We start from the raw sequence: 26360 nt of genomic DNA, 5'->3' as shown, positions 1-26360 counted from the left end.
CATGAACAGACAACGGGCATTCGTCCTGCTCGCGGGCCTTATGACGGTCGTGGCACTGGTGTGCGCCACGATATTCGCCGGGGTCGGCGCACTGGGCGGAGACGAGGGCTCCGACGAGGGCCGCGGTGACCTGGCCGCGGCGTCCGGACGTGGGGCGGGCGCCCGCGCGCCCGCGGCGCCCGCGTCCGCCGACGCCTGGACCGGGACCTGGGCCGCCGCGCCGGCGGGGGTCGAGCCCGGCGTACCGCACGGCCACGTGGGGCGTTCCATCCGTAACGTCGTCCACACCAGCATCGGCGGCACGGCCGCCCGCATCACGCTCTCCAACCTCTTCAGCCGTGAGGCCCTGCTCATCGGCCACGCCTCGGTCGCCGTCGCGGACGACGGCCGGCAGGAACACCCGAGCGCCGCGCCCGGCACCATGCGCCTCGTCACCTTCGGCAAGAAGAGGTCCGTCGTCGTCCCGCCGGGCGGACGCGTCGTCAGCGATCCCGTACGGCTGCGGGTGGCTCCCGACACCGACCTCCTGGTGACGGTCTACACGCCCGCGCCCGGCGGCCCCGTCACCTACCACCCGCGTGCCCTGCGGACCTCGTACACGGCCGTCGGCGACCGTACGCGGGACCTCAGCGGCGCCGCGTACACCGGGCGCGCCCCGGTCTGGCGCTACCTCACCGCCGTCGACGTGCTCAACCGGCGGGCGCGCGGCTCGGTCGTCGTGATCGGTGACTCGATCACGGACGGCATCGGCTCCTCGTACGACTCCGACCACCGCTGGACCGACACGCTGGCGGACCGGGTGCGCGGCAGCGGTCTGGGCGTACTCAACGCGGGCATCAGCGGCAACCGCCTCCTGCGCCCGAGCCTCGGCGCCGGGAAGGGGCCGAGCGCCCTCTCCCGCTTCGGGCGGGACGTCCTGGGGCAGGCGGGGGCCGAGGTCGTCTTCGTCGAGCTGGGCATCAACGACATCATCCGCCGGCCGAACGAGACCGACCCGGACCGGATCACCGCCGGTCTGAAGACCCTCACGCGGCAGGCGCACGGCTGGGGCCTGCGGGTCGTCGGCTCGACGCTCACGCCCTTCGGCGGCAACCCGCGCCACACCGACCGGCTGGAAGCCGTACGCGACCGGGTCAACGAGGCCATCAGGTCGGGCGACGTCTTCGACAGGACCGTCGACTTCGACCGGCTGCTGCGCGATCCGTACGCCCCCGACCGGCTGCGGCCCGACTACGACTCGGGCGACGGTCTGCACCCGAGCGACCACGGCTACGCGGCCATGGGGCGCTTCGTGGACATCGAGGACCTGGTGGGCAGGGAGCCCGCGCGGCTCTGAGCGCCCGGCGGCCGCTCCCTGACACCACAGGGACCAAAAAGGGGATCAGTCGAGTTCCTTGCGGAGTCTGTCCTTCTCCAGCTCCGCCTTCTTGCGCTCCTCCTTGAGACGGCGCTTCTCCACCGATCTCATCTTGCGCTCCACGCCCACGCCGCCCATCAGCGCGAACCCCGTGATGATCACCCGCGGCGATCCGGGGCTCATCTCCGTGCTCTCCCCGCTCTCCCCGAAACCGCCCATCAGACTGAAGCCGCGCACCGTCACGTCCATGTCCGGCGGGACGACGACGTGGATGCCGCCCATCAGCGCGAAGCAGCGGATGGTCGCCTCCCGCTCCTCGAACCGCGCCTCACGCAGGTCGATCTGGCCGCCGCCCATCATCGTGAAGGCGTGGAACCGCCGGCCCACCGTCCACGTGCCCTTGCGGTTGAACCCTCCCCAGAAGGAGAGGGCGGCCCGGGACGTCGCGCGTCCCCGTCCGATCCACGTCGCGAACCGGCCGGCGCCCTCGACGGTGTCGGAGCTACCGGCGGGCGACAGGTCGGCGGTCGAGCCCGCCGCGGGCAAGTCCGCGACCAGCGGCTGGAGTTCACCGCGCGTACGAGCCTTGTACGTCGCGTCCAGGCGAGTGTCGAACTCGTCCATGTCGATGCGCCCTTCGGACAGGGCATCGCGCAGCAGTTCGGCAACGCGCTCGCGCTCGGAGTCCGAGGCGCGCATCTCAGGAAGTTCACTCGTCATGTTGTCAGCCTAGTCATAGGTGAGGCGGACGTCACAGCGCGGAGCGCTCAGCGACCTCCTCGCTCACCGCCGGATCCGGCACCTTCCTCCGGGAGAGCATCTTCGCGATGACCGACTCGATGTCAGGTTCCCGCACGGACAGGTCCATCAGCGGATACTCCGCCGCGATCCGTGCCACCAGTGGCGCCGCCGACGCCGCGGCCGGGAAGGCGAGCCACTGCCGCGGCCCCTCCACCTTCACCACCCGTGCCCCCGGCAGTTCGACCGGCGGCAGTTCGCGTTCGAGGTCGACCACCAGGGTCCGCTCGCTCTCGCCCACCTCGTGCAGCCCGGCGAGCGCCCCGTCGTACACGAGCCGGCCGTGGTCGATGACCATGACCCGCGCGCAGAGCTGCTCGATGTCCGTGAGGTCGTGCGTGGTCAGCAGGACCGTCGTACGGCTCTGCGCGTTCAGATCCCGCAGGAACTCACGGACCCTGGCCTTGGAGATCACGTCCAGGCCGATCGTCGGCTCGTCGAGGTACAGCACCTCGGGGTCGTGGAGCAGCGCCGCCGCGATGTCGCCGCGCATCCGCTGGCCGAGCGAGAGCTGCCGTACGGGAACGTCCAACAGCTCGCCCAGTTCGAGCAGTTCGACGCAGCGCTCCAGATTCTCCCGGTACCGCTTGTCCGGGATGCGGTACATACGGTGCACCAGCCGGTACGAGTCGATCAGCGGCAGGTCCCACCACAGGGTCGTGCGCTGGCCGAACACCACGCCGATACGGCGCGCCAGCCTCGTACGCTCCCGCGACGGGTCGATCCCGGCGACCCGCAGCCGGCCCGCGCTCGGGGTCAGGATGCCGGTGAGCATCTTGATGGTGGTGGACTTGCCCGCGCCGTTGGGGCCGATGTAGCCGACCATCTCGCCGCGGGCCACGCTGAAGCTGATGCCGTCGACCGCGCGCACCTGATGCCGCTCGCGGCGCAGCAGGCCCGCCTTCCGTCGTACGTCGAAGACCTTCTCGATGCCGTCCAGTTCGATGAAGCCGGAGCCGTCCGAATCCATTGCGCGTTCCTCTCCAGTCGTGGCGCTAACTTCCCGTGCTGCGGTACGCGCGCAGCCCCACCCGCCACGCCAGCCCCGCCAGCGCGCAGCACCCGACCGCGACCACCGGCGGCAGGAACGCGGCCCAGTCCGGCAGCCCCAGCGGATCCTCACGGTCCATCACGTACAGCGCGGGGATCCAGTTGACGAAGGCGAGCGGCACCACGAACGTCACCCCGCGCACCAGGTCCTTCGCGAAGACCGTGGGCGGGTACTGGAGCAGCGTGGTCCCGCCGTACGTGAAGGAGTTCTGCACCTCCGCGGCGTCCAGCGCCCAGAACTGGAACGCCCCGCCCGCCACGAACACCGACGCGAAGATCGCCGCCCCGCTGAGGATCATCATCGGGAGCATGGCCACCTTCAGGGGCGTCCACGCGATGTCGAGCGTCACCAGCGCGTATCCGAGCACCAGCAGGCCCTGGGTGATCCGGCCGAGCCTGCGCAGCGCGAACCGGTCGCCCGCGACCTGGGCGAGCACCGGCGCCGGGCGCACCAGCAGGGTGTCCAGGGTGCCGTCCCTGACCCGGCGGCCCAGCCTGTCCATCGACCCGAAGGTCAGGTCGGCGAGGCCGAAGGCGGCGCCCGCGGCGCCGTACAGGAAAGCGACCTCGGGCAGCGAGTAGCCGCCCAGCCGGTCGACGTGCGAGAACATCAGCAGGATCGCGACGAAGTCGAACGCGGTCGCCGCGAAGTTCCCGAAGGCCGTCATGGCGAACGACGCGCGGTAGGCCATCGTCGACCGGATCCACATGGCGATGATCAGGCCGTACGCGCGCAGCCCCTCCCACAGAGGCGGGCGCGACCACTCCCCCTCGGGCGGCACCCCCTTCGGCACCCGTTCGGACACACCTTCCGACAGCCCGTCAGCCACCCTGCACCACCACCCGTCGCGTCGCCACGGACTGGAGCAGCCGCCCGAGCGCCAGCAGCGCCAGCGCCCACCCGGCCTGGAACGCGAACGCCCCCACCAGCCCCCACCCGGTGTGCCGGCCCAGGAAGACGTCCGCCGGGACCTGGAGCAGCGACGACCACGGCAGCACCCTCGCCACCTCCCCCAGCAGCCCGGGGAAGAGCGTCAGCGGCAGCAGCATCCCGGAGAAGAACATCCCCGCCAGGAAGGTGATCTGGCCGACGCCCGCGCCGTCCAGCAGCCAGAAGGCCGACAGGGCCACCAGGAAGCGCACGGCGAAGCTGACCAGGACCCCCAGGAAGACGGAGAACAGGAACGCGAGCCAGACCAGCGGATTTCCGGGCAGTGTCAGGTCGAAGACGAGACCGCCGAGCGCCATCGGGACGATCCCGCGCCCCAGCAGATGGAACGCGGCGCGCCCCAAGTCGCTTGCCAGCCACCACAGTTGGAGATCGGCCGGCCGGTAGAGGTCGATCGCGACATCGCCGGTGCGGATGCGGTCCATCAACTCGTCCTCGAAGCCGCCGCCCATCATGGCGCAGGTCATCAGCAGCGACTGGCCGAGCCAGACGTAGGTGACGGCCTGCGACAGGTCGTACCCGCCGAGCTGGGGCCGCTGCTCCCAGAGTGCCGTGTAGGTGTAGGCCACGATGAAACCGAAGACGGTGTTGGTGAACACCCCCGCGGCCGTGGCGGTCCGGTACGTCGCGTAGCGACGGAACCCGCCCGCCGCGACGACCGCGTACAGACGCACGTCAGCACTCCCCCCTCGGTCCCGTTACGTGTGGTCTCCCCGCGCCGTTTCCGCTGTACGGCACCAAAGCGCACGACCCTAGCCCAAGGGGGTCAGCCACCGCGAGCGGTTATCCGGTCGGCGGCCCCGGTACCGGTTCGACCGTGTTTCATGGTGTCGCACACGAATCACCCGGATAGCCCGTAACTCCCGATTCGACCCGGCCGAGGAGCCTCCGCACACATGAGCGACGCGCAGCAGCAGGGCTGGCCCCCGCGCGACCCGACCGAACACGGCCTCGGCACGAGGCGCGGCGGCGGGAAAGGCGGCGGCGGACGCGCCGCCCGCAAGGCCCGCCGAAGGCGCTCCGGCTGGCGTCGGATCTTCCCCACCTGGCGGATGCTGCTCGGGGCGTTCCTGTTCGGCGCGCTCGTGCTCATCGGCGGGTTCATCGCCGGTTACACGCTCGTCCAGATCCCGGCCGCCAACGTCGCCGCCGTCGCCCAGTCCAACGTGTATCTGTACGAGGACGGCAGCCAGCTCGCGCGCGACGGCGAGGTCAACCGCGAGAACGTGCCGCTCTCCCACATCCCGAAGAGCGTCCGCCGCGCCGTACTGGCCGCCGAGGACCGGGACTTCTACAACGAACCGGCCATCGACCCGCAGGGCATGGTCCGCGCCGCCTGGAACACCGCCACCGGCAAGGGCACCCAGGGCGGTTCCACGATCACCCAGCAGTACGTCAAGAACTACTACCTCGCGCAGGAACAGACCGTCGTCCGCAAGGGCAAGGAGTTCTTCATCGCCATCAAGCTCAACCGCGAGGAGAGCAAGGCGCAGATCCTGGAGGGCTACCTCAACACCAGCTACTTCGGGCGCAACGCGTACGGCATCCAGGCCGCCGCCCAGGCCTACTACAGCAAGGACGTCCAGGACATCGACACCGCGGAGGGCGCCTTCCTGGCCGCGCTGCTCAACGCGCCCAGCGCGTACGACGTCGCGCTGCACCCGGAGAACACACCGCAGGCGGAGGGCCGTTGGAACTACGTCCTCGACGGCATGGTCAAGGAGAAGTGGCTCTCCCCCGCCGACCGCGACGCCATGGTCTTCCCGCTGCCCGGCAAGGCCAAGCCGTCCACCGGCCTGTCGGGGCAGCGCGGCTACATCGTGCAGGCGGTCGAGGACTACCTCACCAAGAACAAGATCCTGGACGACAGCACCCTCGCCTCCGGCGGTTACCGCATCACCACCACGCTCCGACGGCCGACTCAGAAGGCGCTGGTCGACGCGGTCGACGAGCAGGTGACGTCGAAGGTCGACGCCAAGCGCGCGGCCGACCGCAACGTACGCGTCGGCGGCGCCTCCATCGACCCCGCCACCGGCGAGGTCGTGGCCATGTACGGCGGCATCGACTACACGCGGCAGTACGTCAACAACGCCACCCGCCGCGACTACCAGGTCGGCTCCACCTTCAAGCCGTTCGTGTTCGCCGCCGCCGTCGAGAACGGTTCGCACACCCAGGACGGCGAACAGATCACCCCCCACACGGTCTACGACGGGACCAACAAGCGGATGGTGGAGGGGCCGAACGGGTCCACGGGGTACGACCCGGCCAACGAGGACGACGTCTCGTACGGCCCCGTCAGCGTCAGCGAGGCCACCGACAAGTCCGTCAACGCCGTGTACGCGCAGATGGCGCAGGACGTCGGCCCCGGCCGGGTCCGGGACACCGCGGTCCGCCTCGGCATCCCCGAGGACACCCCCGACCTCACCGCGTCACCGTCCATCGCGCTCGGTCCGGCCACGGCGAGCGTGCTCGACATGACGGAGGCGTACGCGACACTCGCCAACCACGGCCGGCACGGCACGTACACGATGGTCACGAGGATCACCAAGGACGGTAGGACCGTCGAACTGCCGCGCCAGCGGCCCGCCCAGGCCGTCAGCCGCCAGGCGGCCGACACCACGACGGCGATCCTCCAGAGCGTCGTGGAGGGCGGCACGGGAACGGCGGCCCAGTCCGCCAACCGCCCGGCGGCAGGCAAGACCGGTACGGCCGAGGACGACAAGGCGGCCTGGTTCGCCGGCTACACGCCCGACCTGGCGACCGTCGTCGCGATCATGGGCGCGGACCCCGAAACGGCGCGCCAGAGGCCGCTGTACGGCGCGCTCGGCCTGGCGCGGGTCAACGGGGGCGGGCCGCCCGCGCAGATCTGGGGCCAGTTCACGGCGGCGGCGCTGGAGGGCACGGACGTCACCGACTTCGAACTGACCCTGGAGGACGGCGTGGACGAGATCGTCCCGCCGGACGACGAGTCCGGCTCGCCCGAAGTGTCGGAGTCACCGGGGCAGTCGGAGAGCCCCGGCTCCTCGGACCAGCCCGACACGCCGGGCCGGACGGGGGGACAGAGCGCGGGCGCGGCGCAGGGCCAGAGCGAGGGCGCCGACACCGGCGGCGGCCGGGGCCAGTCGCAGGGGCAGGCGCAAGGACAGACCTCGGGCCAGCCGGACGGCGGAGGAGGCGGTACTGACGGCGGCCAGGGCGACGGCGGGTCGCAGGGCCAGAGCCAGGGTCAGACGAACGGCCTGACCGACGGGCTCATCGGAGGCGGCCGAGGAGACAGCGGGGGCGGCGCGCCGGACGGAGGCACGGGCAACGGCACAGCCCGCTCCTCACGCCCCCAGGAGTAACCCCGACGCCGGGCGCCCCGGGCCTCAGGGGCCTGGGACGGGGTCCGCGAAGTAGCGCCGTCCGCCCCGCGGCGGGCGGGGGCCAGGCGGGACTTCGCGGACACCCCCTAGGGCGTGTCCGCAAAGTCCCGCCTGGCCCGGGGCGTCTGGTACGGCGCCTCGCCGCGTTGTCGAAGTCGGCCGAGTACGCCCGGTACGAGGCCGATTCTCCGCCTTGCGATGCACCGCACCAGACGCCCCGGGCCCCGCCCTGCGGGCGGACGGCGCTACTTTGCGGACACGCCCTAGTGCCCGGACGTCGCTTTCAGGCCCACCACGGCCACCAGCAGCAGACAGACGAAGAAGATCCGGGCGGCGGTCGTCGGTTCGCCGAGGGCCACCATGCCGACAACGGCCGCGCCGGCCGCGCCGATCCCGACCCACACGCCGTACGCGGTGCCGATCGGCAGCGTCTTGGCGGCCTGCGAGAGCAGCAGCATGCTGGCGACGATTCCCGCACCGGTGAAGAGACTCGGCCACAGCCGGGTGAATCCTCCGGTGTACTTCATCCCGATCGACCAGCCGACTTCGAGCAGACCGGCGACAACGAGCAGGACCCAGGCCATGACAGCACCTCCGAGCGAAACGCGTACAAGGGGGTGCGTCGTCTTTCGCTTGACCCGGTACGGCGCGTCTCGTCGGGGTCCCTCAAACCTAGCAAAGAGACGCCGGAAGGGCCCGGTGACGGTCGTCACCGGGCCCTTCCGTAAGGCGGTACTAGAGATAGAGCCCCGTGGAGTCTTCCGACCCCTCGAACCGGTCGGCCGCCACCGCGTGCAGGTCGCGTTCCCGCATCAGTACGTAGGCCACGCCCCGGACCTCGACCTCGGCACGGTCCTCGGGGTCGTACAGCACCCGGTCGGCGGGCTCCACCGTCCGCACGCTCTGCCCGACGGCGACCACCTCGGCCCAGGCGAGGCGCCGCCCGACGGCCGCGGTCGCCGGGATGACGATGCCGCCGGACGAACGCCGCTCGCCCTCAGGGATGTCGGTCCTGACCAGCACCCGGTCGTGCAGCATCCGGATGGGCAGCTTGTCATGGGAGGTGTCGTGGGAATTGTCGCTCACGCCCACGAATTTACCCGCCCGAGGCCGCGCCGTACGCCGGAGGGGTGGTCCCGTTGGTCCGGCCCGTCCGCCCCGTCGATCAGGCCCGTCCCGCTGGCCCGGTCCGCCGGCCCCGTCCTCAGCCCCGGCGGCGGCGCGCCGACACCGCGAGCAGCCCGACCACACCGACGACGACCAGCGCCACCGGGACGAGCCGCTCCAGCCGCGGCGCGCCGTCGTCCGAGACGAACCTGTCCTTCATACCCGCCACCGTGCGATTCACCGCGACATACGCCTTGCCCGCGGTCTGGTCCACCCGGGAGACCATCCGCGCCTTCGCGTCGCCCACGATCGTCTGCGGGTGCACCCGCACCCCGATCTCGTCGAGCGTCTCGGCAAGCTGGTCGCGCCTGCGGACGATGTCCGCCTCGATCTGCGCAGGGGTCCTGGCATCCGACACCGCTGCCTCCGTCGTCATGTCCGGTTTGAATGGTCCTTCGATCCTTCGTCTTCCCCGACAGTCTGTCAGCTAGACCGCTCTCGCACCCCGCGGCGCCCCTACTACGCTCGGGCCGATACACCTGGGCGCCCCTGCCCGCCCCCGTACCGAGGAGAACCATGAGCGACCGACTTGAGCCCGGCGACACCGCCCCCGCCTTCACCCTGCCCGACGGCGACGGCAACGACGTCTCGCTCGCCGACCACAAGGGGCGCAAGGTCATCGTCTACTTCTACCCGGCCGCGCTCACCCCCGGATGCACCAAGCAGGCCTGCGACTTCACCGACAACCTCGACCTGCTGGCGGGCGCCGGCTACGACGTCATCGGCGTCTCGCCCGACAAGCCGGAGAAGCTCGCCAAGTTCCGCGAAAAGGAGAACCTGAGGGTCACCCTGGTCGGCGACACCGACAAGTCCGTCCTCACGGCGTACGGCGCCTTCGGCGAGAAGAAGCTCTACGGCAAAACGGTGACGGGTGTCATCCGCTCGACGGTCATCGTCGACGAGGGGGGCAAGGTCGAGCGCGCGCTGTACAACGTCCGCGCCACCGGCCATGTCGCGAAGATCATCAAGGATCTCGGCATCTGAGGGTCCGGGACACCCGCGCGGAGCGCGAGCCGGAGCCGCCCGTTCCGTGGCTCCGGCTTGCGGCCGTCACAGCGGCGCGGAGGCTTTCCCTGAGGACTGACGTCCCCGAGGAAAGGAAACCGGCCGATGACGGCACCCGAGCGCGACCAGGCTGCCGACTCCCCGGCGGTCCGACGCCACCGGAGGCTCTTCCGCGCGCTCCAGCGCCGTAAGAACCCCCCGCTGCGCAGGTCGGACATCACCGTCACCGACGAGGCGGCCGTCAAACGGGCGGTGAAGGCGGCCTCGCTGGGCAATGCCATGGAGTGGTTCGACTTCGGCATCTACAGCTATCTCGCCGTCACCATCGGCCATGTCTTCTTCCCCTCCGGCAATGCCACGGTCGAACTGCTCGCGACCTTCGCGACCTTCGCGGTGGCCTTCCTCGTACGGCCACTCGGCGGCATGTTCTTCGGCCCTTTGGGTGACCGCATCGGCCGCAAGAAGGTCCTGGCCATGACCATGATCATGATGGCGATCGGCACCGGCGCGATCGGGCTGATCCCGTCGTACGCGTCGATCGGCTTCTGGTCCCCCGTTCTGCTGATCCTCTTCCGGCTGGTCCAGGGCTTCTCCACCGGCGGTGAGTACGGCGGCGCTTCGACCTTCATCGCCGAGTACGCCCCCGACAAACGGCGCGGCTTCTTCGGCAGCTTCCTCGAATTCGGCACCCTCGGCGGCTACATCGGCGCGGCCGGGCTCGTCACCGGGCTCACCGCCGTGCTCGGCTCCTCCGGGATGGTGGCGTGGGGCTGGCGCGTACCGTTCCTCGTCGCCGCGCCGCTCGGGCTCATCGGCCTCTATCTGCGGCTGAGACTGGACGAGACCCCCGCGTTCACGAAGATGGAGCAGGACACGGTCCAGGCGACCGAGGCCGCCGATCTGGTCGAGACCAGCACCGCGTCCGACCTCCGCAGGATCTTCCACGACCACTGGCCGAGGCTGATCCTCTGCGTCTGCCTCGTCGGCGCGTACAACGTCACGGACTACATGCTGCTGTCCTACATGCCGACGTACCTCTCCGACCAGCTCCACTACAGCGACACCCACGGCCTGCTCACCCTGCTCGGCGTGATGGTCGCCCTGATGGCGATCATCACCCAAGTGGGCCGCCTCAGCGACCAGTTCGGCCGCAAACCGCTGCTGATGACGGGCATGCTCGGCTTCTTCGTCCTCTCCCTTCCGGCGTTCCTCCTCATCCAGCAGGGCGGCTATCTCGCGATCGTCGCGGGGATGGCGATGCTGGGGCTCTCCCTGGTCTGTCTCCTCGGCACGATGTCGGCGGCCCTGCCCGCGCTGTTCCCCACGAGCGTCCGCTACGGCTCCCTGTCGGTCGGCTACAACCTCTCCGCGTCCCTGTTCGGCGGTACGACCCCGTTCGTGATCACCGGGCTGATCAGCCTCACCGGCGACAACCTGATGCCCGCGTACTACGCGATGTTCGCGGCCCTGGTCGGCGTGGGCGCGGTGGCCTGCATGGCGGAGACGGCGGGCCTGCCGCTGGAGGGATCGCCACCGTCGGTGGAGACGAAGGAGGAGGCGGCGGAACTGGTCCTGGAGCAGGCCCTGGCCCAGGCTTCCGTACGGTCGTCCTGAGGCGGGAAGTGCCGAGCGACCATCGGCGCCGGGCCGGTAGGATACGGGCGTCTCGCGGCGGTGGCGCAGTGGCGACGCAGCAGACTTAGGATCTGTGGCCCGTGAAAAGGCTTGAGGGTTCGAATCCCTTCCGCCGCACCGAGGAACGGCCCGCGCGTCGAAGCCCCTGGGCACTCGACGCGCGGGCCGTCCTTCGTGCGCGGGCCGTTCCTCGTACGCGGCCGTCCCCCGACAGGCGGATGTCAGCCCAGCAGCTCCCGCACCGCCGGTACCAGCGCGCGGAATGCCTTGCCCCGGTGGCTGATCGCGTTCTTCTCCGCCGGGGTCAGTTCCGCGCAGGTGCGGGTGTCGTTGTCCGGCTGGAGGATCGGGTCGTAGCCGAAGCCTCCCGTGCCCGACGGGGTGTGGCGCAGGGTGCCGTGGAGCCGTCCCTCGGCCACCCGTTCCGTCCCGTCCGGGAGCGCGAGGGCCGCCGCGCAGGCGAAGTGGGCCGCGCGGTGCGGGGGTGCGATGTCGGAGAGCTGGGCGAGCAGCAGGTCGAGGTTGGCGCGGTCGTCGCCGTGGGTGCCGGCCCAGCGGGCCGAGAAGATGCCGGGGGCGCCGCCGAGGACGTCGACGCAGAGGCCGGAGTCGTCGGCGACGGCCGGGTGGCCGGTCGCGCGTGCCAGGGCGTGCGCCTTGAGCAGGGCGTTCTCGGCGAAGGTGACGCCGGTCTCCTTGACGTCCGGGATGTCGGGGTAGGCATCCGCGCCGACGAGGTCGTGCGGGAGACCGGCGTCGGCGAGGATGGCCCGGAGTTCGGTGATCTTCCCGGCGTTGCGGGTGGCGAGAATCAGGCGCGTCATGCGCCGATTATCCGCCCGTGGCCGGGTGGTCCGTTACGGGGTGCAGACCTTGCCGATCTCGGTGGCCGCGTCCGTCACCGGGGTGAGGTCGGGGGTGGCGTCACCGTTCTGGATGGACTCGCGGACGGTGCCGACACCGGTGGTGAGGTCCTCGACGGCCTGGCTGAGGTCCGCGTTGTCGGTCTTGTCCTGGAGCTTGTCGAGCTCGGTGTCGATGTCGTTCAGGGCCTCTTCGGCCTGCGTCGGGTCGTCCGCCGCGGTGGAGATCGCCTGCTGGAGCTTGTCCACGCTGGTGGCTATGGCGTCGGCGGTCTGGACACAGTCGAGTGCCTTGTCGAGTGCGCCACAGCCGGCCGTTCCCGTGAGCGTGAGCAGGACGGCGGCTATGGTCACCGCGGTGCGTCGGCGCGAGGCCATGGGTCGGTTCCCTCCCTTGGTGCGGAAGGGCGTACAGGCAGGTCCGTACGCCCTGGGTCGCGACTGTAACGACGCCGCACCGGCGCACTTGGTTGCTTCTTTACCTGTCGAGGGCCTCTTCGAGCACCGCGGTCTGGAGGGTGGCGAGTTCGGCGCAGCCGCTGGTGGCGAGGTCGAGGAGGGCGCCGAGTTCCTTGCGGTCGAAGGGCTCGGCCTCGGCGGTGCCCTGTACTTCGACGAAGCGGCCGTCGCCGGTGCACACGACGTTCATGTCGGTGTCGGCGCGCACGTCCTCCTCGTAACAGAGGTCGAGCAGGGGCGCGCCGTCGACGATGCCCACGCTGATCGCGGAGACGGTCCCGGTAATGGGCAGTCGGCCGGCCTTGACGATCTTCTTGGCCCTGGCCCACTCGACGGCGTCGGCGAGGGCGACGTACGCGCCGGTGATGGCGGCGGTGCGGGTGCCGCCGTCGGCCTGGAGGACGTCGCAGTCGAGGACGATCGTGTTCTCGCCGAGGGCCTTGAAGTCGATGACGGCACGCAGCGAGCGGCCGATGAGGCGGGAGATCTCGTGGGTGCGTCCGCCGATCTTGCCGCGTACGGCTTCGCGGTCGCCGCGGGTGTTGGTGGAGCGGGGCAGCATCGAGTATTCGGCGGTGACCCAGCCTTCGCCGCTGCCCTTGCGCCAGCGCGGGACGCCTTCGGTGACGGAGGCGGTGCAGAAGACCTTGGTGTCGCCGAAGGAGACGAGTACGGATCCTTCGGCGTGCTTGCTCCATCCGCGTTCGATGGTGACGGGTCGGAGCTGTTCGGGGGTGCGGCCGTCGATTCGAGACATGGGTGTGAGCCTAACGGGACCGACCCGAGTTCCGGTTCGCTGCTCTACGTACGGAGGTTGTCCGGATCGGGCCCCTCGACGGCCGGGTCTTCGGATCGCTCAGTTCACATCATGTCCTCGATGTCGGCGGCGATCGGGTCGGCGTCCGTGCCGATGACGACCTGGATCGCGGTGCCCATCTTGACGACCCCGTGCGCGCCGGCGGCCTTCAGAGCGACCTCGTCGACCTTGCCCGGGTCCACGACCTCGGTACGGAGGCGGGTGATGCAGCCCTCGACCTCTTCGATGTTCTCGATTCCGCCGAGCCCGGCGACGATCTTCTCAGCCTTGCTGGCCATGTCCTGCTCCCTGCTGTCCAAGGGGTGGTGTCCCGGTACACCGTGGATCCGATTTTTCACGGTAACGCACAGTTGGCCCATCTTCGCGGGCGGGTGACCGACCCATACCGAAAGATAACGGTCACCAGTGGTACGCCCTCCGGGGCCCGGCCTCGGGAGCGTATCGCAGCTGGTCTACACCACTGTGCCACGGGAGGACGCTGATGAGTTCGACGGGTGCGGACGCGTCGGCCCTCCCCCCGGCGCCCCGGCGACGGTGGTGGAACAGCCTCTTCCAGGGGCTCCAGAAAGTCGGGCGCAGCCTCCAACTCCCGGTGGCCGTCCTGCCCGCGGCGGGCCTGCTGGTCAGCCTGGGCAATCTCTTCGACGCGTATCTGCACGGCGCCTTCTGGGACAAGACGACCAAGGTCTTCCTCCAGGGCGGCAACGCCATCCTGGACGGGAGCTTCGGTCTGCCGCTGCTCTTCTGCATCGGCGTCGCGATCGGCTTCGCCAAGAAGGCCGACGGATCGACCGCGCTCGCCGCCGTCGTGGGCTTCATCGTCTACCACAACGTACTGGTGGCGTTCCCCGCCGACGGCACGGTCACCGACGAACTGCCGGAGGGCAACCCGCAGAACCCGGGTGTGCTCGGCGGCATTCTGATCGGTCTGCTCACCGCGGTGGTCTGGCAGCGTTTTCACCGTACGAGGCTGGTGGACTGGCTCGGCTTCTTCAACGGCCGCCGCCTGGTGCCGATCCAGATGGCGTTCCTCGGGGTGATCCTCGGAGTGGCGTTCGGGCTGCTGTGGCAGCCGGTGGGTGACGGACTGACGTCGTTCGCGAAGTCGCTGATCGATCTGGGCGCGTGGGGCGCGGGCATCTTCGGTGTCGCGAACCGGCTGTTGATCCCGATCGGCATGCACCAGTTCCTGAACACCTTCTTCTGGTTCCAGGCAGGCGAGTTCACGACCAAGGACGGGACGGTCGTGCAGGGCGACCTGACACGGTTCTTCGCCCAGGACCCGTCGGCGGGACAGTTCATGTCGGGCTTCTTCCCGATCATGATGTTCGGTCTGCCGGCCGCCGCGCTCGCGATCGCGCACTGCGCGCGGCCGGAGCGGCGGAAACAGGTGACGGGGCTGATGGTCTCGGTCGCGCTGACGTCGTTCCTGACCGGCGTGACGGAGCCGCTGGAGTTCTCGTTCATGTTCGCCGCGCCGCTGCTGTACGGGCTGCACGCGCTGCTGACGGGTGCGTCGTTGGCGATCACCTGGGCGCTGGGGGTGCACGCGGGCTTCAGCTTCTCGGCCGGACTGATCGACTATGTCGTCAACTGGCATCTGGACACGAAGCCTTGGCTGATCATCCCCATCGGGCTCTGTTTCGCGGTCGTCTACTACGTGATCTTCCGGTTCACGATCACGAGGTTCGACATCCCGACTCCGGGGCGGGAGCCGGAGGAGCTGGAGAAGGAAGTGGAGAAGGAGAACACGGAGAGGTGAGGGCGGCCGGCCACCGCCCGCTCCCGTAAGCCGCGCGGCACTTCGGGCCGGTCGGACCAGCACCGCGAGGACCCCCGGACCCCCTGGTCCGGGGGTCTTCTCGCGCGCCCGCCGGACACCCTCCGCGACGCGCTCACAGCAGGAAGCGCCGAGTCCGGATCGAAAGATTACGAAGGTTCCTTATTCAACCCTCACCATGCTACAACTGGTCTACACCACTCATAGGTGTAGACCACATGGCCGCGCGCCGTGTTTCCCGGGTCGCCGCCACTCCCCGTTCTCCCTGCTCACGGCGGTGCCTTGTCTTCTGGAGGAAGTTGATGTCCACGGCCAGCGCCGCCCCCGCGGCGAACAAAAAGGGCTCCGGCGTGATGTCGGTCATGCAGCGCATCGGCCGCAGCCTCATGCTGCCGGTCGCCGTGCTGCCCGCCGGTGCTCTTCTGGTGCGCCTCGGCAACCCCGACATGCTCGGGCGCGAGTCGTTCCCCACCTTCATCACCAAGATCGCCGGTTATATGGCCGCGGGCGGCGGCGCGATCCTCGACAACATGCCGCTGCTCTTCGCCGTGGGCATAGCCATCGGCTTCGCGAAGAAGTCGGACGGCTCGACCGCGCTCGCCGCGGTCACCGGCTACTTGGTCTTCCAGAAGGTCCTGGCCACTTTCACGGACGGAAACCTGCCGCAGGTCGCGAGCGTGGTCGACGGCAAGATAGTCATGTCGGACGCCCCCGTGAACGCGGGCGTCCTCGGCGGTGTCGTGATGGGCATCGTGGTCGCCCTGCTCTACCAGAAGTTCTACCGGACGAAGCTGCCCGACTGGGCCGGCTTCTTCGGCGGCCGTCGTCTCGTCCCGATCCTCTCCGCCTTCGCGGGTCTGCTCATCGGCGTCGTCTTCGGTCTCATCTGGCCCGTCCTCGGCGCCGGTCTGCACAACTTCGGTGAGTGGCTGGTCGGCTCGGGCGCGGCGGGCGCCGGCATCTTCGGTGTCGCGAACCGCGCGCTGATCCCGATCGGCATGCACCACCTGCTGAACTCGTTCCCGTGGTTCCAGGCCGGTTCGTACGAGGGCAAGAGCGGCGACATCGCGCGCTTCCTCGCCGGTGACCCCTCGGCCGGACAGTTCATGACCGGCTTCTTCCCCATCATGATGTTCGCGCTGCCCGCCGCCTGTCTCGCCATCTACCACTGCGCCCGCCCCGAGCGCCGCAAGGTCGTCGGCGGCATGATGTTCTCGCTCGCCCTCACCGCGTTCGTCACCGGTGTGACCGAGCCGATCGAGTTCACCTTCATGTTCATCGCGCCGGTGCTGTACGCGATCCACGCCGTGCTGACCGGTGTCTCCATGGCGCTGACGTGGGGGCTGGGCATGAAGGACGGCTTCGGCTTCTCGGCCGGCGCCGTCGACTTCTTCCTCAACCTGGGGATCGCGACCAACCCGTGGGGCCTGGCACTGGTCGGCCTCTGTTTCGCGGCCGTCTACTACGCGGTCTTCCGCTTCGCCATCGTCAAGTTCAACCTGCCGACACCGGGCCGGGAGAGCGACGAGGAACTGGCCGAACTCCAGAAGGCCGAGGCCAAGTAGCCTCCTCCGACACACGAACGCGACGGTGCCCCCGGCCCTTCCCGGCCGGGGGCACCGTCGCGTTCACGTGTCGGAGGGCGGCACTTCGGCGTTCAGATCTCGTACACCGCGCCAGGCGTGGCGAGTTCGGCCGGTCCGTCGTACACCGCCCGCGCGTCGTTCAAGTTCCGCTCGGCGTCGGTCCACGGGGGGATGTGCGTGAGGACGAGTCTGCGCGCGCCCGCGCGGGCGGCGTGCTCGCCGGCCTCGCGCCCGTTGAGGTGGAGGCCGGGGATGTCCTCCTTGCCGTAGGTGAACGCGGCTTCGCAGAGGAACAGATCCGTGTCGTGGGCCAGCTCCACCAGGGCCTCGCTGACGCCCGTGTCGCCGGAGTAGGTGAGCGACCTGCCGTCGTGCTCGACGCGGATGCCGAAGGTGTCGACGGGGTGGGCGACCTTCTCCGTACGGACCGAGAAGGGCCCGATCTCGAAGGAGCCCGGCTTGAGCGTGTGGAAGTCGAAGACCTCGCTCATGGACTTGTCCGTCGGGGTGTCGGCGTGCGCGGTGGTCAGGCGCTGTTCGGTGCCGTCGGGGCCGTAGACGGGGATGGTGTCGCAGCGTCCGCCGTCGTGGCGGTAGTAGCGGACGACGAAGTAGCCGCACATGTCGATGCAGTGGTCGGCGTGCAGATGGCTGAGGAAGATGGCGTCGAGGTCGTAGAGACCGCTGTGACGCTGCAACTCGCCGAGGGCACCGTTGCCCATGTCGAGGAGCAGCCGGAAGCCGTCGGCCTCTACGAGGTAGCTGGAGCAGGCCGATCCCACGGAGGGGAAGGAGCCCGAGCAGCCGACGACGGTGAGCTTCATGGAGCGTGAACCTCCGTGGCGTGGAAGGGGGGCGACGGGGGTCGTTCGGTCTGTCGAGCGTAAGGCGCCAAAGCGCTGGTCGCTCCTCCACACCGGCCTGTTGTGGGGGAACTCACCTGCGCTGTCACCGGTTCGGGCGGACCCCGCCGCCAGGTGACGGGCCGCGGACCGCACGGCGCCCTGGCGGGGCGGCGGCGGTACGGTCTGGGGCATGGACACGTCCTGGTGGGTGGCTCTGATCGTCGTGGTGGTGCTGGCGATGGTCGCCACGGTCGTGGACGGACGGGGCAGGAGCCCGAGACCTCCGCGCGGGCGTTCGCGACCGCCGGGCCGTACGGACCGCCGGCCCGCGGGCGGGCGCGCCGGGACGAGGCCGGGGACGAAGGCCGGGGGCGGGGCCGGCGGCCGGGGGCCGAAGCCGGGCGAGATCTGGTGGGCGATGGTGCCGTACGAGGACGGGACCGGAGAGAAGGACCGGCCCTGTCTGGTGCTCTCGGTACGGGGCCGTACGGTGCTGGTCGCGAAGATCACCAGTAAGTCCCATGAGGAGCGCCCCGGCGTGATTCCGCTGCCGCCCGAGGTGGTGGGCGACGCGGAGGGACGGCGGAGCTACTTGGAGACGGACGAGTTGCGGAGAGTGGACTCACGTGCGTTCCGCCGTCGGGTGGGCGCCGCGGATCCGGGGCTGTGGCGGCAGGTCCGTCATCTGGCCGGCTGACCTCCGGGGCCCCGCAGATCCGCCGGACAGGGTCTAGGGCAGCGGCGCCGTCGGGTACGGCGGTGGGACGTGCGGGCGTGGGGGACGGCGCGTCAGCGCGATGGCGACGAGGATCGCCACGGCTGCCGCGAAGGAGCTGGTCAGGCTCCAGCCGACGGTGGTGTCCCGGTAGTACTCGGAGAGCCGGTCGTACTGGATACCCGCGAGGTCGCGCAGCTGGAGGTAGGCGGAGATGCCGAGCAGCGCGAGCGCCGCCCCGCGGGCCGCCGGGGTGTCGCGCAGCAGCAGGACACCGACGACCAGGAACGCCGCGATGAGCGCGCTGTGGTAGAAGGTGAAACCGGCCGAAGTGCCGTATCCGCCACGGGCGTTGATGTTGAGCACCTTGTGCCACCACTCGGAGAACGCGCCCCGGCCGCCGCCCGGCGCGACGGCGTCGTTGTACTCCCGCAGATTGCGCGCGTACCAGAATCCCTGCAGAGCGCCGATGAGGATCAGCAGGACGCCCGCCGCGCGACGGCCGGCGGTCACGGGCTCGCGCGGCAGGTCGCGCTCGCGGGCGACCAGCATCAGTGTGATCACGGCCGCCGCGGCGAGGAAGGCGAACACGTAGGTGAGCACGATCAGCGTGCCGTGCTCGGTGGCGGAGATGACGTCGCGGTACTCGGTCCTCGCCAGGCCGCTGATCTGGCGGACGCCGACGCCGAGGAGCAGGAACGCGAGGAGCAGCGCGGCGCCGCGTGCGAGGCGGCGGCGGGCGAGGGCGGCGATGCCGACGACGATCAGGGCGACGGCGAAGGCCCATTCGTGGGCGGTGAACACGAGCAGCGGCCGGGCCGGGTCGTTCATGACGAGGCTCTCGAGGAGCCCGTCCGCGTCGGCGTGCCTGCTGACCGCCGTGTCCGCGATCCAGGCGCCGAGAACACACGCGAAGACGATCAGCAGGATGCCGGAGGCGACGTACGCGCCCAGGTACCGGCGGGCCGCGCGGCCGTCCGGTCCAGGCGGCGCGAACGGCTCGGGCGGGCCGAAACCGGGTGGGCCGTAGCCCGGAGGACCGAAGCCGGGAGGGCCCTGTCCGTAGCCGGGGCCAGGGGCGTCGGCGGGGCCGAACGCGTTTCCCGGACCTCCCGGGCCGCCGGTACCGCTCCAGCGGTCGTCCATCTCTGTCCCCCGTTGTGTCGGTGCGCGTGGATCGACACCGATCGTCACCGTCGCCAACGGTGGTGCGACAGCCCCCGTACGAGGACTGTTGCACCACTGTTGCCCGACGGCGGAGGGGCTCAGGCCCAGAGCTGGCCCTGGAGCGTCTCGATCGCCTCTTCGTCCGTGACCGCCGTGTAGACGCCCGTGGAGAGGTACTTCCAGCCTCCGTCGGCGACGACGAAGACGATGTCGGCGCTCTCGCCCGCGGTGACGGCCTTCTTGCCGAGGCCGACGGCCGCGTGCAGGGCGGCGCCGGTGGAGACTCCCGCGAAGATGCCCTCCTGCTGGAGGAGTTGGCGGGTGCGGGTGACGGCGTCGGCGGAGCCGACGGAGAAACGGCTGGTGAGGACGGACTCGTCGTACAGCTCGGGGACGAAGCCCTCGTCGAGGTTGCGCAGTCCGTAGACCAGGTCGTCGTAGCGCGGTTCGGCGGCGACGATCTTGACGTCGGGCTTCTGCTCGCGCAGATAGCGGCCGACGCCCATGAGGGTGCCGGTGGTGCCGAGGCCGGCCACGAAGTGGGTGACGGAGGGCAGGTCGGCGAGGATCTCCGGGCCGGTGGTGGCGTAGTGGGCGCCCGCGTTGTCCGGGTTGCCGTACTGGTAGAGCATCACCCAGGTCGGGTTCTCGGCGGCCAGTTCCTTCGCGACGCGTACGGCGGTGTTGGAGCCGCCCGCGGCCGGGGACGGGATGATCTCGGCGCCCCACATGGCGAGCAGTTCGCGGCGCTCCTGCGAGGTGTTCTCCGGCATCACGCAGATGATCTTGTAGCCCTTGAGCTTCGCGGCCATCGCGAGCGAGATACCGGTGTTGCCGCTGGTGGGCTCCAGGATCGTGCAGCCCGGTGTGAGCCGGCCGTCCTTCTCCGCCTCCTCGACCATGCGCAGCGCCGGGCGGTCCTTGATGGAGCCTGTCGGGTTGCGGTCCTCCAGCTTGGCCCAGATCCGGACGTCCTCCGACGGGGACAGGCGTGGCAGCCGTACGAGAGGGGTGTCGCCGACGACCGCGAGCGGGGAGTCGTACCGCATCAGAGCGCGGGCATGTCGGGCATCGGCATCTCGCGCGCGCCGCCCGCGACGGCGGGGAGGATGGTGACGCTGTCGCCGTCCGAGAGCTTGGTGGAGATGCCGTCCAGGAAGCGGACGTCCTCGTCGTTGAGGTAGACGTTCACGAATCGGCGCAACTGGTCGCCGTTGTCGCCGTCCACGATGCGTTCGCGGATGCCCGTGTGGCGGGTTTCGAGGTCGGTGAGCAGCGCAGCGATGGTGTCACCGGTGCCCTCGACGGCCTTGGCTCCGTCGGTGTAGGTGCGGAGGATGGTCGGAATACGGACCTCGATGGCCATGGCGTGGGCTCCTGTCGGAAAAGAGGCGTGACGGGCGCGCGGCTCTGCCCCCGCGCGGGGGGTGGTGCTCGGAATGGGCGTTCTGCCGCGGCTCAGGCGGCAGCGCCGGCCGTACACATGGCGCTGGCGAGTCGGCACAGATCGACGTGCAGGCGCGCCACCAGCAGATCGCCTGGTGTCTTCTCGCTCACGTCGTGGGAAACCATGGGGTCATCGTATCGATTCCCGGTCCGCATCCCGGTATGTGATCCCGAATGATGGACGTTCGACGTTCGTCAGATGGACTGGGCCGGGGAACCGGCACGCGGGGCCGCCGCCGGCGCGGGCAGATAGATGACCGTGGGGGCGCCCGTCCGGGGGTGGGACGTGACCTCGGCCGCCACCTCGTAGACGTCGGCGAGCAGCCCGGAGGTCAGCACCTCGGCGGGGCTTCCCGAGGCGACGACCGCGCCCGCCTTGAGGACGTACAGCCGGTCGCAGTAGTACGCGGCGAGGTTCAGATCGTGCAGGGCCAGCAGATTGGTCGTCCCCAACTCCTTGATGAGGCTGAGGACTTCGAGCTGGTGACGGATGTCCAGATGGTTGGTCGGCTCGTCCAGGACGAAGAGCGCGGGCTGTTGGACCAGGGCGCGGGCGACCAGCGCGCGCTGGCGTTCGCCGCCGGAGAGGGACGGGAAGGCGCGGTCGGCCAGCGGGGCGATGCCGACGCGCCTCAGCGCGGCGTCCGTCAGGGCGGTGTCGGCCACCGTGTCCGGCTCCCAGAAGCGCCGGTGCGGGGAGCGGCCCATGGCGACGACCTCGCGGACGGTCAGTTCGAACTCGGTCTGTCCGTCCTGCGGGACGGTGGCCACGCGCCGCGCGCGCGCCTTGGCCGTCATGGTGTGCAGGTCGTCGCCGTCCAGCAGGGCCCGGCCGTGCGTGGGGCGCAGCGCGCCGTACACGCAGCGCAGCAGGGTGGTCTTGCCGCTGCCGTTGGGGCCGACGAGCCCGACGGTCTCGCCGGGGGCGGCAGTCAGGTCGACGGCGTCGACGAGGTGCCGGCCGTCGCCGACCCCGTACGACAGGCCCTCCAGGCGCAGTGTCGCCGTACGGGGGCTCATACCGGGGCTCCTTCGGGGCGGCGGCGCATCAGCCAGAGGAAGAACGGCCCGCCGGTGAGCGCGGTGAGGACGCCCACGGGGATGTCCTGCGGCGCGGCGACCGTACGGGCGGCGAGGTCGGCGACGACGAGTACGACCGACCCGCCGAGCGCGGCGACGGGCAGCAGCGGTCGGTGCGCCGCCCCGACCGCCATCCGCGCGGCGTGCGGCACGAGCAGCCCGACGAAGCCGATGGCGCCGCTCGCGGCGACCATCACGCCGGTGACCAGCGAGGCCAGGACGAACACGGCGGCGCGGAAGCGCGCGGTGTCCAGCCCCAGTGCGGTCGCGCCCTCCTCCCCCACCAGCAGCAGGTCCAGCGGCCGGGCGAGCGCCATGAGCAGGGCGGTCCCGGCGACGAGGACGACGGCCGGGACGACGAGAGTGCCCCAGCGGGCGCTGCCGAGACCGCCGAGCGACCAGAACAGCGCCTCCTGGAAGTGCTCGGGCCGGGCGGAGACCACCAGGATCAGGGTGGTGAGGGCGGACAGGATGTACGAGACGGTCACCCCGGCCAGCACCAGACGCCCGCCGGTCATCGTGCCGCCGCGCCGGGCCAGCGCGTAGACGAGGGTCATCGCGACGAGCGAACCGGCGAAGGCGGCGGCCGGCATGGCGACGGTCGTGGTGATCCCGCCGCCGATGCCGCCGCCGACACCGAGGACCAGGACGAGTACGGCGCCGGTGGACGCTCCCGAGGAGATCCCGAGCAGGAACGGGTCGGCCAGCCGGTTGCGTACGAGGGCCTGGAGGACCGTCCCGACGACGGCCAGCCCGGCGCCGACGACCGCCCCCAGCAGCACGCGCGGCAGCCGTACGTCCAGGACGATCGTGCGGAAGGGGCTGGGCTCGGCGCCGCCGGTGAGGATCGTCAGGACCTCGCCGGGCGGGATACGGACGGAGCCGAGCGCGAGCCCGGCGACGACCGCGCAGACGAGGGCGACGGTCAGCCCGGCGAGTACGAGGGCCTGGCGCGTCCGGTGCCGGACCGGCGGGGTCTCGCGGCTCATGGGCGGAGTCTCGTGGGCGCGTCCGCGAAGCGGCTCCGTCCGCCCGCCGGCCGGGCGGGACTTCGCGGACACGAGCTAGCCCGCCTCCGGGTGGAGTTGGTCCGCGAGGCGCCCGACGGCGGCCGGGGCGCGGACGCCGAGGACGGCGTCCGAGAGCGGCAGCACGGCGAAGCGCTTGTTCCTGATCGCCGGGACGTCCCTCAGGACGGGGTCCTCCAGCAGCCGCTTCTTCTTCTGGGCGACGGTGGTGGAGCCGTAGTCGTAGATGACGATCGCCTCGGGCTTGCGGGCGACGACCTGCTCCCAGGTGGCGTCTCCGAAGGACTTGTCGAGGTCGGCGAAGACGTTGCGGCCGCCCGCCCGTTCGATCAGTTCGTTGCCGATCCCCGCGCCGCCCGCGGTGAACGCGGTCTTGTCGCCGCTGTCGTAGACGAAGACCGGTACCGGCTTCACGTCCTTGAGCCCGGCGGCGGTGGCGGCGAGCGTGGCGCGTGCGTCGGCGGTCCACTTCGCGGCGCGGCCGGCCACACCGAAGGTGCGGCCGACCTCCTTGATCTCGACGAAGAGGTCGTCCATGGAGGTCCCGCCCTCGGGGCAGTTCTCCAGATTGAGCCGGGTGTCGATACCCGAGTCCCCCAGGTCGTCGCGGGTGCGACCGTCCTTGGCGGCGAAGGCGCTCGCGTAACCGCCGTAGACGAAGTCGGGGTCGAGGGCGAGCAGCTTCTCCTTGGAGGGGTACTCCTTGGCGACGACCGGGACGCTGTCGTACGCCTTCTTGTAGGCGGGCAGGACGGCGTCGTCCAGCCAGGCGGTCCCGACGAGCGACTTGGCGAGACCGAGCTCGATCATGATCTCGGTGACGTGCTGATTCATCGTGACCACGCGCTTCGGGGGTGCCTCGAAGGTGGTCCTCACACCGCAGTTGGTGACGGTGTACGGGAATCCGGCGGCCGGCGCTCCGGTGCGCTCGGCCGGCTCCGGGGTGGAGCCGCAGGCGGCGAGCGGGAGCAGCAGCGGAAGCAGGGCCGCCGGTATGAGGGCGTGACGCCGCAAGGACATGACTGGGCCTCCTCCGGGGGATTTCCGCGTCCCCTGGCATGGTGGTGGGAGAAGGGCGACAGGTCAGTTCCTGGCTTCCGGGCCCCCGCTCGCGCGGAAGGCCTGGTCACAGTGGCGGGACCGTGCCGGATTCACACCGGCTTCCTGGGTCCTGCCGCCCTGGTTCGGCGTCAGTGTGTCAGACGACTTCGACGTCTTCCTCGGTGACCTCGCCGTCGACGATGCGGTACGAGCGGAACTGGAACGGACCCATCTCGTCCGTGTCGGCCGTGGAGACCAGGACGTAGTGGGCGAACGGCTCCATGGCCAGGTCGATGTCGCGGCGGGAGGGGTAGGCCTCCGTCGCGGTGTGCGAGTGGTAGATGACCACCACGTCCTCGTCGCGCTCGCGCAGCTCGTTGTCGAGCTGTTTGTGCTCGGTCGAGTCGAATTCGTAGAACGTGGGCGAGCGGGCCGCGTTGAGCATCGGGACGAAGCGCTCGGGCCGGTCGCTGCCCTCCGGGCCCGCGATCACGCCGCACGCCTCGTCGGGGTGGTCGGCCCGCGCGTGGGCGACGATCTGGTCGTACAGCGCCTGGGTGATGGTGAGCATGGATCGAAGGATAAACGGGTGGCCTCCGCGGTTGAGATACGGAGGCCACCTGGTGAGACGGCCGGCGGTGCGCCGGTGAGACGCACCGCCGGACGGGCTGGTGTACGGGGTGTCGTACGGGGTCTGCGACGGCCCCGCCGTCAGTCCGAGACCTTCGCGTACTCCGGCTCGTGGGGGCCCTCCGGCTCGTCCCCGCGGACGGCGGGCTCCGGGGCGCGGCGCCCCAGCAGTGCCCAGCCGCCGACCAGGAAGACCGCCCAGACGGCGCCGACGTACAGCGAGATGCGGGCGTCGGAGTCGTACGCGATCAGACAGGTCACGAAGGCCAGGAAGGCCAGCGCCACCCAGCTCAGCGCCGCGCCGCCCGGGGCCGGGAACGAGGACGCCGGCAGCCGGCCGGCGACCACCGCGGAGCGGTACTTGATATGGCTGATGAGGATCATCATCCAGGTCCAGATACCGGCGGCGGTGGCGACCGAGGTGACGTACAGGAACGCCTTCTCGGGGACGACGTAGTTGAGGACGACGCCGATGCCCATCAGCGCGACGGACGCCGCGATGCCGGCCGCCGGTGTCCGGCGGGCGTTGAGCTTGCCGAGGACCTGTGGGGCCTCCTTGTTGGCGGCGAGGTCGCGCAGCATCCGGCCGGTGGAGTACATGCCGGAGTTGCAGGACGACAGGGCCGCCGTCAGCACCACGAAGTTGACGATTCCGGCGCCGAGCGGGATGCCGATCTTGGCGAAGGCGTGTACGAACGGGCTCTCGCCCTCGCTGAATTCGGTCCACTTCACGACGGCGAGGATGACGGTGAGCGCGCCGACGTAGAAGACGATGATGCGCCAGGGCAGCGTGTTGATCGCCTTGGGAAGCGTCTTCTCGGGGTTCTCGGACTCGCCCGCCGTGACGCCGACGAGTTCGACGGCGAGGTAGGCGAACATCACGCCCTGGAGAGTCATCAGGCTGGAGCCGATGCCGTTGGGGAAGATGCCGCCGTGCTGCCAGAGGTTGCCGGTGGCGGCGGTCTCGCCCGCGTCCGAGAAGCCGAGGGTCAGGACGCCGAGACCGATGACGATCATGCCGATGATCGCGGTGACCTTGACCATCGAGAACCAGAACTCGACCTCGCCGAAGATCTTGACGGAGATCAGGTTGACGCCGAACAGCACCACGAGGAAGACCAGGGCGCTGACCCACTGCGGGATCGAGGGGAACCAGAAGTGGATGTAGATCGCCGCCGCCGTGAGCTCGGCCATGCCGGTCACGATCCACATGAGCCAGTACGTCCAGCCCGTCACGTATCCGAAGAACGGGCCGAGGAACTCCCGGGCGTACTCAGCGAACGAGCCGGAGACCGGCCGGTAGAGCAGCAGTTCACCGAGCGCCCGCATGATGAAGAAGATCACCACGCCGGCCAGGGCGTACATCAGGATGATGCTCGGCCCTGCCTTGGCGATGTTCGCGCCGGCGCCCATGAACAGGCCGACGCCGATGGCGCCGCCGATCGCGATCATCTGGACCTGGCGGCTGCCGAGTCCGCGTTCGTAGCCCTCCTCCGAGGTCTTGCCGGAGGGGCTCTGCGAGGTGTTGTCGACCTGTGGGGAGGTCATCGTGATGCGCCCTTTCTCCCTGCCTGTGC

28 protein-coding genes, 1 tRNA gene and 2 riboswitches are annotated in these 26360 nt (G+C 70.3%); of the genes, 8 read left to right on the top strand and 21 right to left on the bottom strand.

The window, feature by feature from the left end; translation table 11 throughout:
- The first annotated feature begins 1 nt into the window (after position 1).
- Positions 2–1336 carry an SGNH/GDSL hydrolase family protein gene (locus tag IEY79_RS09615; protein WP_189106947.1) on the top strand — a complete coding sequence of 445 codons (1335 nt, stop codon included), beginning with the start codon at positions 2–4 and terminating at the stop codon, positions 1334–1336.
- A gap of 45 nt (positions 1337–1381) precedes the next feature.
- Here IEY79_RS09615 and IEY79_RS09610 read toward each other — a convergent pair whose 3' ends face one another.
- From IEY79_RS09610 to IEY79_RS09595, 4 genes are read right to left on the bottom strand one after another with little or no spacing between them, the layout of a single operon-like run.
- Positions 1382–2077, bottom strand: coding sequence for a DUF1707 SHOCT-like domain-containing protein (locus IEY79_RS09610; RefSeq protein WP_189106946.1), 696 nt, complete (start codon positions 2075–2077; stop codon positions 1382–1384).
- 31 nt (positions 2078–2108) lie between these two features.
- Complete coding sequence (locus IEY79_RS09605; protein WP_229700773.1) at positions 2109–3125, bottom strand: ABC transporter ATP-binding protein; 1017 nt, start codon at positions 3123–3125, stop codon at positions 2109–2111.
- 25 nt (positions 3126–3150) lie between these two features.
- The gene (locus tag IEY79_RS09600) at positions 3151–4023 is read right to left on the bottom strand and encodes an ABC transporter permease (protein ID WP_189107155.1); all 873 of its coding nucleotides are present in this window, start codon (positions 4021–4023) and stop codon (positions 3151–3153) included.
- 4 nt (positions 4024–4027) lie between these two features.
- Positions 4028–4828 (bottom strand): ABC transporter permease, encoded by an 801-nt coding sequence (locus IEY79_RS09595; RefSeq protein WP_189106945.1) that lies wholly within the window; start codon positions 4826–4828, stop codon positions 4028–4030.
- Between the two features lie 222 nt (positions 4829–5050).
- On the opposite strand from IEY79_RS09595, the gene IEY79_RS09590 reads away from it, so the two are divergent.
- The gene (locus IEY79_RS09590) at positions 5051–7498 is read left to right on the top strand and encodes a transglycosylase domain-containing protein (RefSeq protein WP_189106944.1); all 2448 of its coding nucleotides are present in this window, start codon (positions 5051–5053) and stop codon (positions 7496–7498) included.
- Positions 7499–7782: 284 nt separating this feature from the next.
- Here IEY79_RS09590 and IEY79_RS09585 read toward each other — a convergent pair whose 3' ends face one another.
- From IEY79_RS09585 to IEY79_RS09575, 3 genes are all read right to left on the bottom strand, one after another.
- Positions 7783–8103 (bottom strand): DMT family transporter, encoded by a 321-nt coding sequence (locus tag IEY79_RS09585; protein WP_189106943.1) that lies wholly within the window; start codon positions 8101–8103, stop codon positions 7783–7785.
- A gap of 32 nt (positions 8104–8135) precedes the next feature.
- Positions 8136–8206, bottom strand: a riboswitch (guanidine-III (ykkC-III) riboswitch).
- Positions 8207–8254: 48 nt separating this feature from the next.
- Entirely contained in the window at positions 8255–8557 is a 303-nt protein-coding gene (locus IEY79_RS09580) for a GroES family chaperonin (protein ID WP_189107154.1), read from the bottom strand.
- A 166-nt stretch (positions 8558–8723) separates the two neighbouring features.
- Complete coding sequence (locus IEY79_RS09575) at positions 8724–9062, bottom strand: DUF3618 domain-containing protein (protein ID WP_229700772.1); 339 nt, start codon at positions 9060–9062, stop codon at positions 8724–8726.
- Between the two features lie 140 nt (positions 9063–9202).
- On the opposite strand from IEY79_RS09575, the gene bcp reads away from it, so the two are divergent.
- The 3 genes from bcp to IEY79_RS09560 all read left to right on the top strand — a co-directional run bounded on the left by bcp (position 9203) and on the right by IEY79_RS09560 (position 11443).
- Positions 9203–9670 carry a thioredoxin-dependent thiol peroxidase gene (gene bcp / locus IEY79_RS09570; protein WP_189106942.1) on the top strand — a complete coding sequence of 156 codons (468 nt, stop codon included), beginning with the start codon at positions 9203–9205 and terminating at the stop codon, positions 9668–9670.
- A 126-nt stretch (positions 9671–9796) separates the two neighbouring features.
- Entirely contained in the window at positions 9797–11305 is a 1509-nt protein-coding gene (gene proP, locus IEY79_RS09565) for a glycine betaine/L-proline transporter ProP (RefSeq protein ID WP_189106941.1), read from the top strand.
- A gap of 54 nt (positions 11306–11359) precedes the next feature.
- A tRNA-Leu gene (locus tag IEY79_RS09560) sits at positions 11360–11443 on the top strand.
- A gap of 104 nt (positions 11444–11547) precedes the next feature.
- Here IEY79_RS09560 and rdgB read toward each other — a convergent pair.
- The 4 genes from rdgB to IEY79_RS09540 form a co-directional block, all read right to left on the bottom strand.
- Entirely contained in the window at positions 11548–12150 is a 603-nt protein-coding gene (gene rdgB, locus IEY79_RS09555) for an RdgB/HAM1 family non-canonical purine NTP pyrophosphatase (protein WP_189106940.1), read from the bottom strand.
- 33 nt (positions 12151–12183) lie between these two features.
- A complete protein-coding gene (locus tag IEY79_RS09550) occupies positions 12184–12567 on the bottom strand; it encodes a hypothetical protein (RefSeq protein ID WP_189106939.1) in 384 nt (127 codons plus the stop codon).
- A 100-nt stretch (positions 12568–12667) separates the two neighbouring features.
- Positions 12668–13405, bottom strand: a complete 738-nt coding sequence (rph, locus tag IEY79_RS09545; RefSeq protein ID WP_189106938.1) for a ribonuclease PH — start codon at positions 13403–13405, stop codon at positions 12668–12670.
- Between the two features lie 104 nt (positions 13406–13509).
- Positions 13510–13743 carry a PTS sugar transporter subunit IIB gene (locus IEY79_RS09540; RefSeq protein WP_189106937.1) on the bottom strand — a complete coding sequence of 78 codons (234 nt, stop codon included), beginning with the start codon at positions 13741–13743 and terminating at the stop codon, positions 13510–13512.
- A gap of 203 nt (positions 13744–13946) precedes the next feature.
- On the opposite strand from IEY79_RS09540, the gene IEY79_RS09535 reads away from it, so the two are divergent.
- Complete coding sequence (locus IEY79_RS09535) at positions 13947–15227, top strand: PTS transporter subunit EIIC (RefSeq protein WP_189106936.1); 1281 nt, start codon at positions 13947–13949, stop codon at positions 15225–15227.
- Positions 15228–15547: 320 nt separating this feature from the next.
- On the top strand, positions 15548–16810 hold the full coding sequence (locus IEY79_RS09530; RefSeq protein WP_189106935.1) for a PTS transporter subunit EIIC: 1263 nt from the start codon (positions 15548–15550) through the stop codon (positions 16808–16810).
- Between the two features lie 92 nt (positions 16811–16902).
- On the opposite strand, the gene IEY79_RS09525 is transcribed toward IEY79_RS09530, so the two are convergent.
- The gene (locus IEY79_RS09525; RefSeq protein WP_189106934.1) at positions 16903–17655 is read right to left on the bottom strand and encodes an MBL fold metallo-hydrolase; all 753 of its coding nucleotides are present in this window, start codon (positions 17653–17655) and stop codon (positions 16903–16905) included.
- Positions 17656–17866: 211 nt separating this feature from the next.
- Here IEY79_RS09525 and IEY79_RS09520 point away from each other — a divergent pair, with 211 nt between their 5' ends.
- Positions 17867–18373, top strand: a complete 507-nt coding sequence (locus IEY79_RS09520) for a type II toxin-antitoxin system PemK/MazF family toxin (protein ID WP_189106933.1) — start codon at positions 17867–17869, stop codon at positions 18371–18373.
- A 33-nt stretch (positions 18374–18406) separates the two neighbouring features.
- Here the strand turns inward: IEY79_RS09520 and IEY79_RS09515 are convergent, their stop codons facing one another.
- From IEY79_RS09515 to IEY79_RS09480, 9 genes are all read right to left on the bottom strand, one after another.
- On the bottom strand, positions 18407–19537 hold the full coding sequence (locus tag IEY79_RS09515) for a hypothetical protein (protein WP_189106932.1): 1131 nt from the start codon (positions 19535–19537) through the stop codon (positions 18407–18409).
- 119 nt (positions 19538–19656) lie between these two features.
- The gene (locus IEY79_RS09510; protein ID WP_189106931.1) at positions 19657–20607 is read right to left on the bottom strand and encodes a PLP-dependent cysteine synthase family protein; all 951 of its coding nucleotides are present in this window, start codon (positions 20605–20607) and stop codon (positions 19657–19659) included.
- The gene (locus IEY79_RS09505) at positions 20607–20924 is read right to left on the bottom strand and encodes a MoaD/ThiS family protein (RefSeq protein WP_189106930.1); all 318 of its coding nucleotides are present in this window, start codon (positions 20922–20924) and stop codon (positions 20607–20609) included. The genes IEY79_RS09510 and IEY79_RS09505 overlap by 1 nt, the downstream gene beginning before the upstream one ends.
- Before the next feature lie 92 nt (positions 20925–21016).
- Positions 21017–21130 carry a putative leader peptide gene (locus tag IEY79_RS38360; RefSeq protein ID WP_329078691.1) on the bottom strand — a complete coding sequence of 38 codons (114 nt, stop codon included), beginning with the start codon at positions 21128–21130 and terminating at the stop codon, positions 21017–21019.
- A gap of 69 nt (positions 21131–21199) precedes the next feature.
- The gene (locus IEY79_RS09500; protein ID WP_189106929.1) at positions 21200–22024 is read right to left on the bottom strand and encodes an ABC transporter ATP-binding protein; all 825 of its coding nucleotides are present in this window, start codon (positions 22022–22024) and stop codon (positions 21200–21202) included.
- On the bottom strand, positions 22021–23073 hold the full coding sequence (locus tag IEY79_RS09495) for a FecCD family ABC transporter permease (RefSeq protein WP_189106928.1): 1053 nt from the start codon (positions 23071–23073) through the stop codon (positions 22021–22023). The genes IEY79_RS09500 and IEY79_RS09495 overlap by 4 nt, the downstream gene beginning before the upstream one ends.
- A gap of 75 nt (positions 23074–23148) precedes the next feature.
- A complete protein-coding gene (locus IEY79_RS09490; RefSeq protein WP_189106927.1) occupies positions 23149–24132 on the bottom strand; it encodes an ABC transporter substrate-binding protein in 984 nt (327 codons plus the stop codon).
- 44 nt (positions 24133–24176) lie between these two features.
- A riboswitch (cobalamin riboswitch) is annotated at positions 24177–24302 on the bottom strand.
- A gap of 8 nt (positions 24303–24310) precedes the next feature.
- Positions 24311–24724: a M67 family metallopeptidase gene (locus IEY79_RS09485; RefSeq protein WP_189106926.1), complete on the bottom strand. Its 414-nt coding sequence runs from the start codon at positions 24722–24724 to the stop codon at positions 24311–24313.
- Positions 24725–24864: 140 nt separating this feature from the next.
- On the bottom strand, positions 24865–26331 hold the full coding sequence (locus IEY79_RS09480; RefSeq protein WP_189106925.1) for an amino acid permease: 1467 nt from the start codon (positions 26329–26331) through the stop codon (positions 24865–24867).
- Between the last annotated feature and the right edge of the window lie 29 nt (positions 26332–26360).

The organism is Streptomyces camponoticapitis, from assembly GCF_014646115.1.
Classification (GTDB): Bacteria; Actinomycetota; Actinomycetes; order Streptomycetales; family Streptomycetaceae; genus Streptomyces; species Streptomyces camponoticapitis.
The sequence above is the reverse complement of the archived record's forward strand: the minus strand, read 5'-3'. Positions and strand labels throughout refer to the sequence as shown.

Bases quoted from the DNA above. Each gene is read 5' to 3' on its own strand.
- IEY79_RS09575 (WP_229700772.1), bottom strand. From the start codon at position 9,062: ATGACGACGGAGGCAGCGGTGTCGGATGCCAGGACCCCTGCGCAGATC.
- IEY79_RS09500 (WP_189106929.1), bottom strand. From the start codon at position 22,024: ATGAGCCCCCGTACGGCGACACTGCGCCTGGAGGGCCTGTCGTACGGG.
- IEY79_RS09605 (WP_229700773.1), bottom strand. From the start codon at position 3,125: ATGGATTCGGACGGCTCCGGCTTCATCGAACTGGACGGCATCGAGAAG.
- IEY79_RS09590 (WP_189106944.1), top strand. From the start codon at position 5,051: ATGAGCGACGCGCAGCAGCAGGGCTGGCCCCCGCGCGACCCGACCGAA.
- proP (WP_189106941.1), top strand. From the start codon at position 9,797: ATGACGGCACCCGAGCGCGACCAGGCTGCCGACTCCCCGGCGGTCCGA.
- IEY79_RS09515 (WP_189106932.1), bottom strand. From the start codon at position 19,537: ATGGACGACCGCTGGAGCGGTACCGGCGGCCCGGGAGGTCCGGGAAAC.
- IEY79_RS09510 (WP_189106931.1), bottom strand. From the start codon at position 20,607: ATGCGGTACGACTCCCCGCTCGCGGTCGTCGGCGACACCCCTCTCGTA.
- rdgB (WP_189106940.1), bottom strand. From the start codon at position 12,150: ATGACGCGCCTGATTCTCGCCACCCGCAACGCCGGGAAGATCACCGAA.
- IEY79_RS09480 (WP_189106925.1), bottom strand. From the start codon at position 26,331: ATGACCTCCCCACAGGTCGACAACACCTCGCAGAGCCCCTCCGGCAAG.
- IEY79_RS09495 (WP_189106928.1), bottom strand. From the start codon at position 23,073: ATGAGCCGCGAGACCCCGCCGGTCCGGCACCGGACGCGCCAGGCCCTC.
- IEY79_RS09540 (WP_189106937.1), bottom strand. From the start codon at position 13,743: ATGGCCAGCAAGGCTGAGAAGATCGTCGCCGGGCTCGGCGGAATCGAG.
- IEY79_RS09485 (WP_189106926.1), bottom strand. From the start codon at position 24,724: ATGCTCACCATCACCCAGGCGCTGTACGACCAGATCGTCGCCCACGCG.
- IEY79_RS09610 (WP_189106946.1), bottom strand. From the start codon at position 2,077: ATGACGAGTGAACTTCCTGAGATGCGCGCCTCGGACTCCGAGCGCGAG.
- IEY79_RS09615 (WP_189106947.1), top strand. From the start codon at position 2: ATGAACAGACAACGGGCATTCGTCCTGCTCGCGGGCCTTATGACGGTC.
- IEY79_RS09520 (WP_189106933.1), top strand. From the start codon at position 17,867: ATGGACACGTCCTGGTGGGTGGCTCTGATCGTCGTGGTGGTGCTGGCG.
- IEY79_RS09535 (WP_189106936.1), top strand. From the start codon at position 13,947: ATGAGTTCGACGGGTGCGGACGCGTCGGCCCTCCCCCCGGCGCCCCGG.
- IEY79_RS38360 (WP_329078691.1), bottom strand. From the start codon at position 21,130: ATGGTTTCCCACGACGTGAGCGAGAAGACACCAGGCGATCTGCTGGTG.
- IEY79_RS09550 (WP_189106939.1), bottom strand. From the start codon at position 12,567: ATGGCCTCGCGCCGACGCACCGCGGTGACCATAGCCGCCGTCCTGCTC.
- IEY79_RS09490 (WP_189106927.1), bottom strand. From the start codon at position 24,132: ATGTCCTTGCGGCGTCACGCCCTCATACCGGCGGCCCTGCTTCCGCTG.
- bcp (WP_189106942.1), top strand. From the start codon at position 9,203: ATGAGCGACCGACTTGAGCCCGGCGACACCGCCCCCGCCTTCACCCTG.
- IEY79_RS09580 (WP_189107154.1), bottom strand. From the start codon at position 8,557: ATGCTGCACGACCGGGTGCTGGTCAGGACCGACATCCCTGAGGGCGAG.
- rph (WP_189106938.1), bottom strand. From the start codon at position 13,405: ATGTCTCGAATCGACGGCCGCACCCCCGAACAGCTCCGACCCGTCACC.
- IEY79_RS09505 (WP_189106930.1), bottom strand. From the start codon at position 20,924: ATGGCCATCGAGGTCCGTATTCCGACCATCCTCCGCACCTACACCGAC.
- IEY79_RS09530 (WP_189106935.1), top strand. From the start codon at position 15,548: ATGTCCACGGCCAGCGCCGCCCCCGCGGCGAACAAAAAGGGCTCCGGC.
- IEY79_RS09525 (WP_189106934.1), bottom strand. From the start codon at position 17,655: ATGAAGCTCACCGTCGTCGGCTGCTCGGGCTCCTTCCCCTCCGTGGGA.
- IEY79_RS09585 (WP_189106943.1), bottom strand. From the start codon at position 8,103: ATGGCCTGGGTCCTGCTCGTTGTCGCCGGTCTGCTCGAAGTCGGCTGG.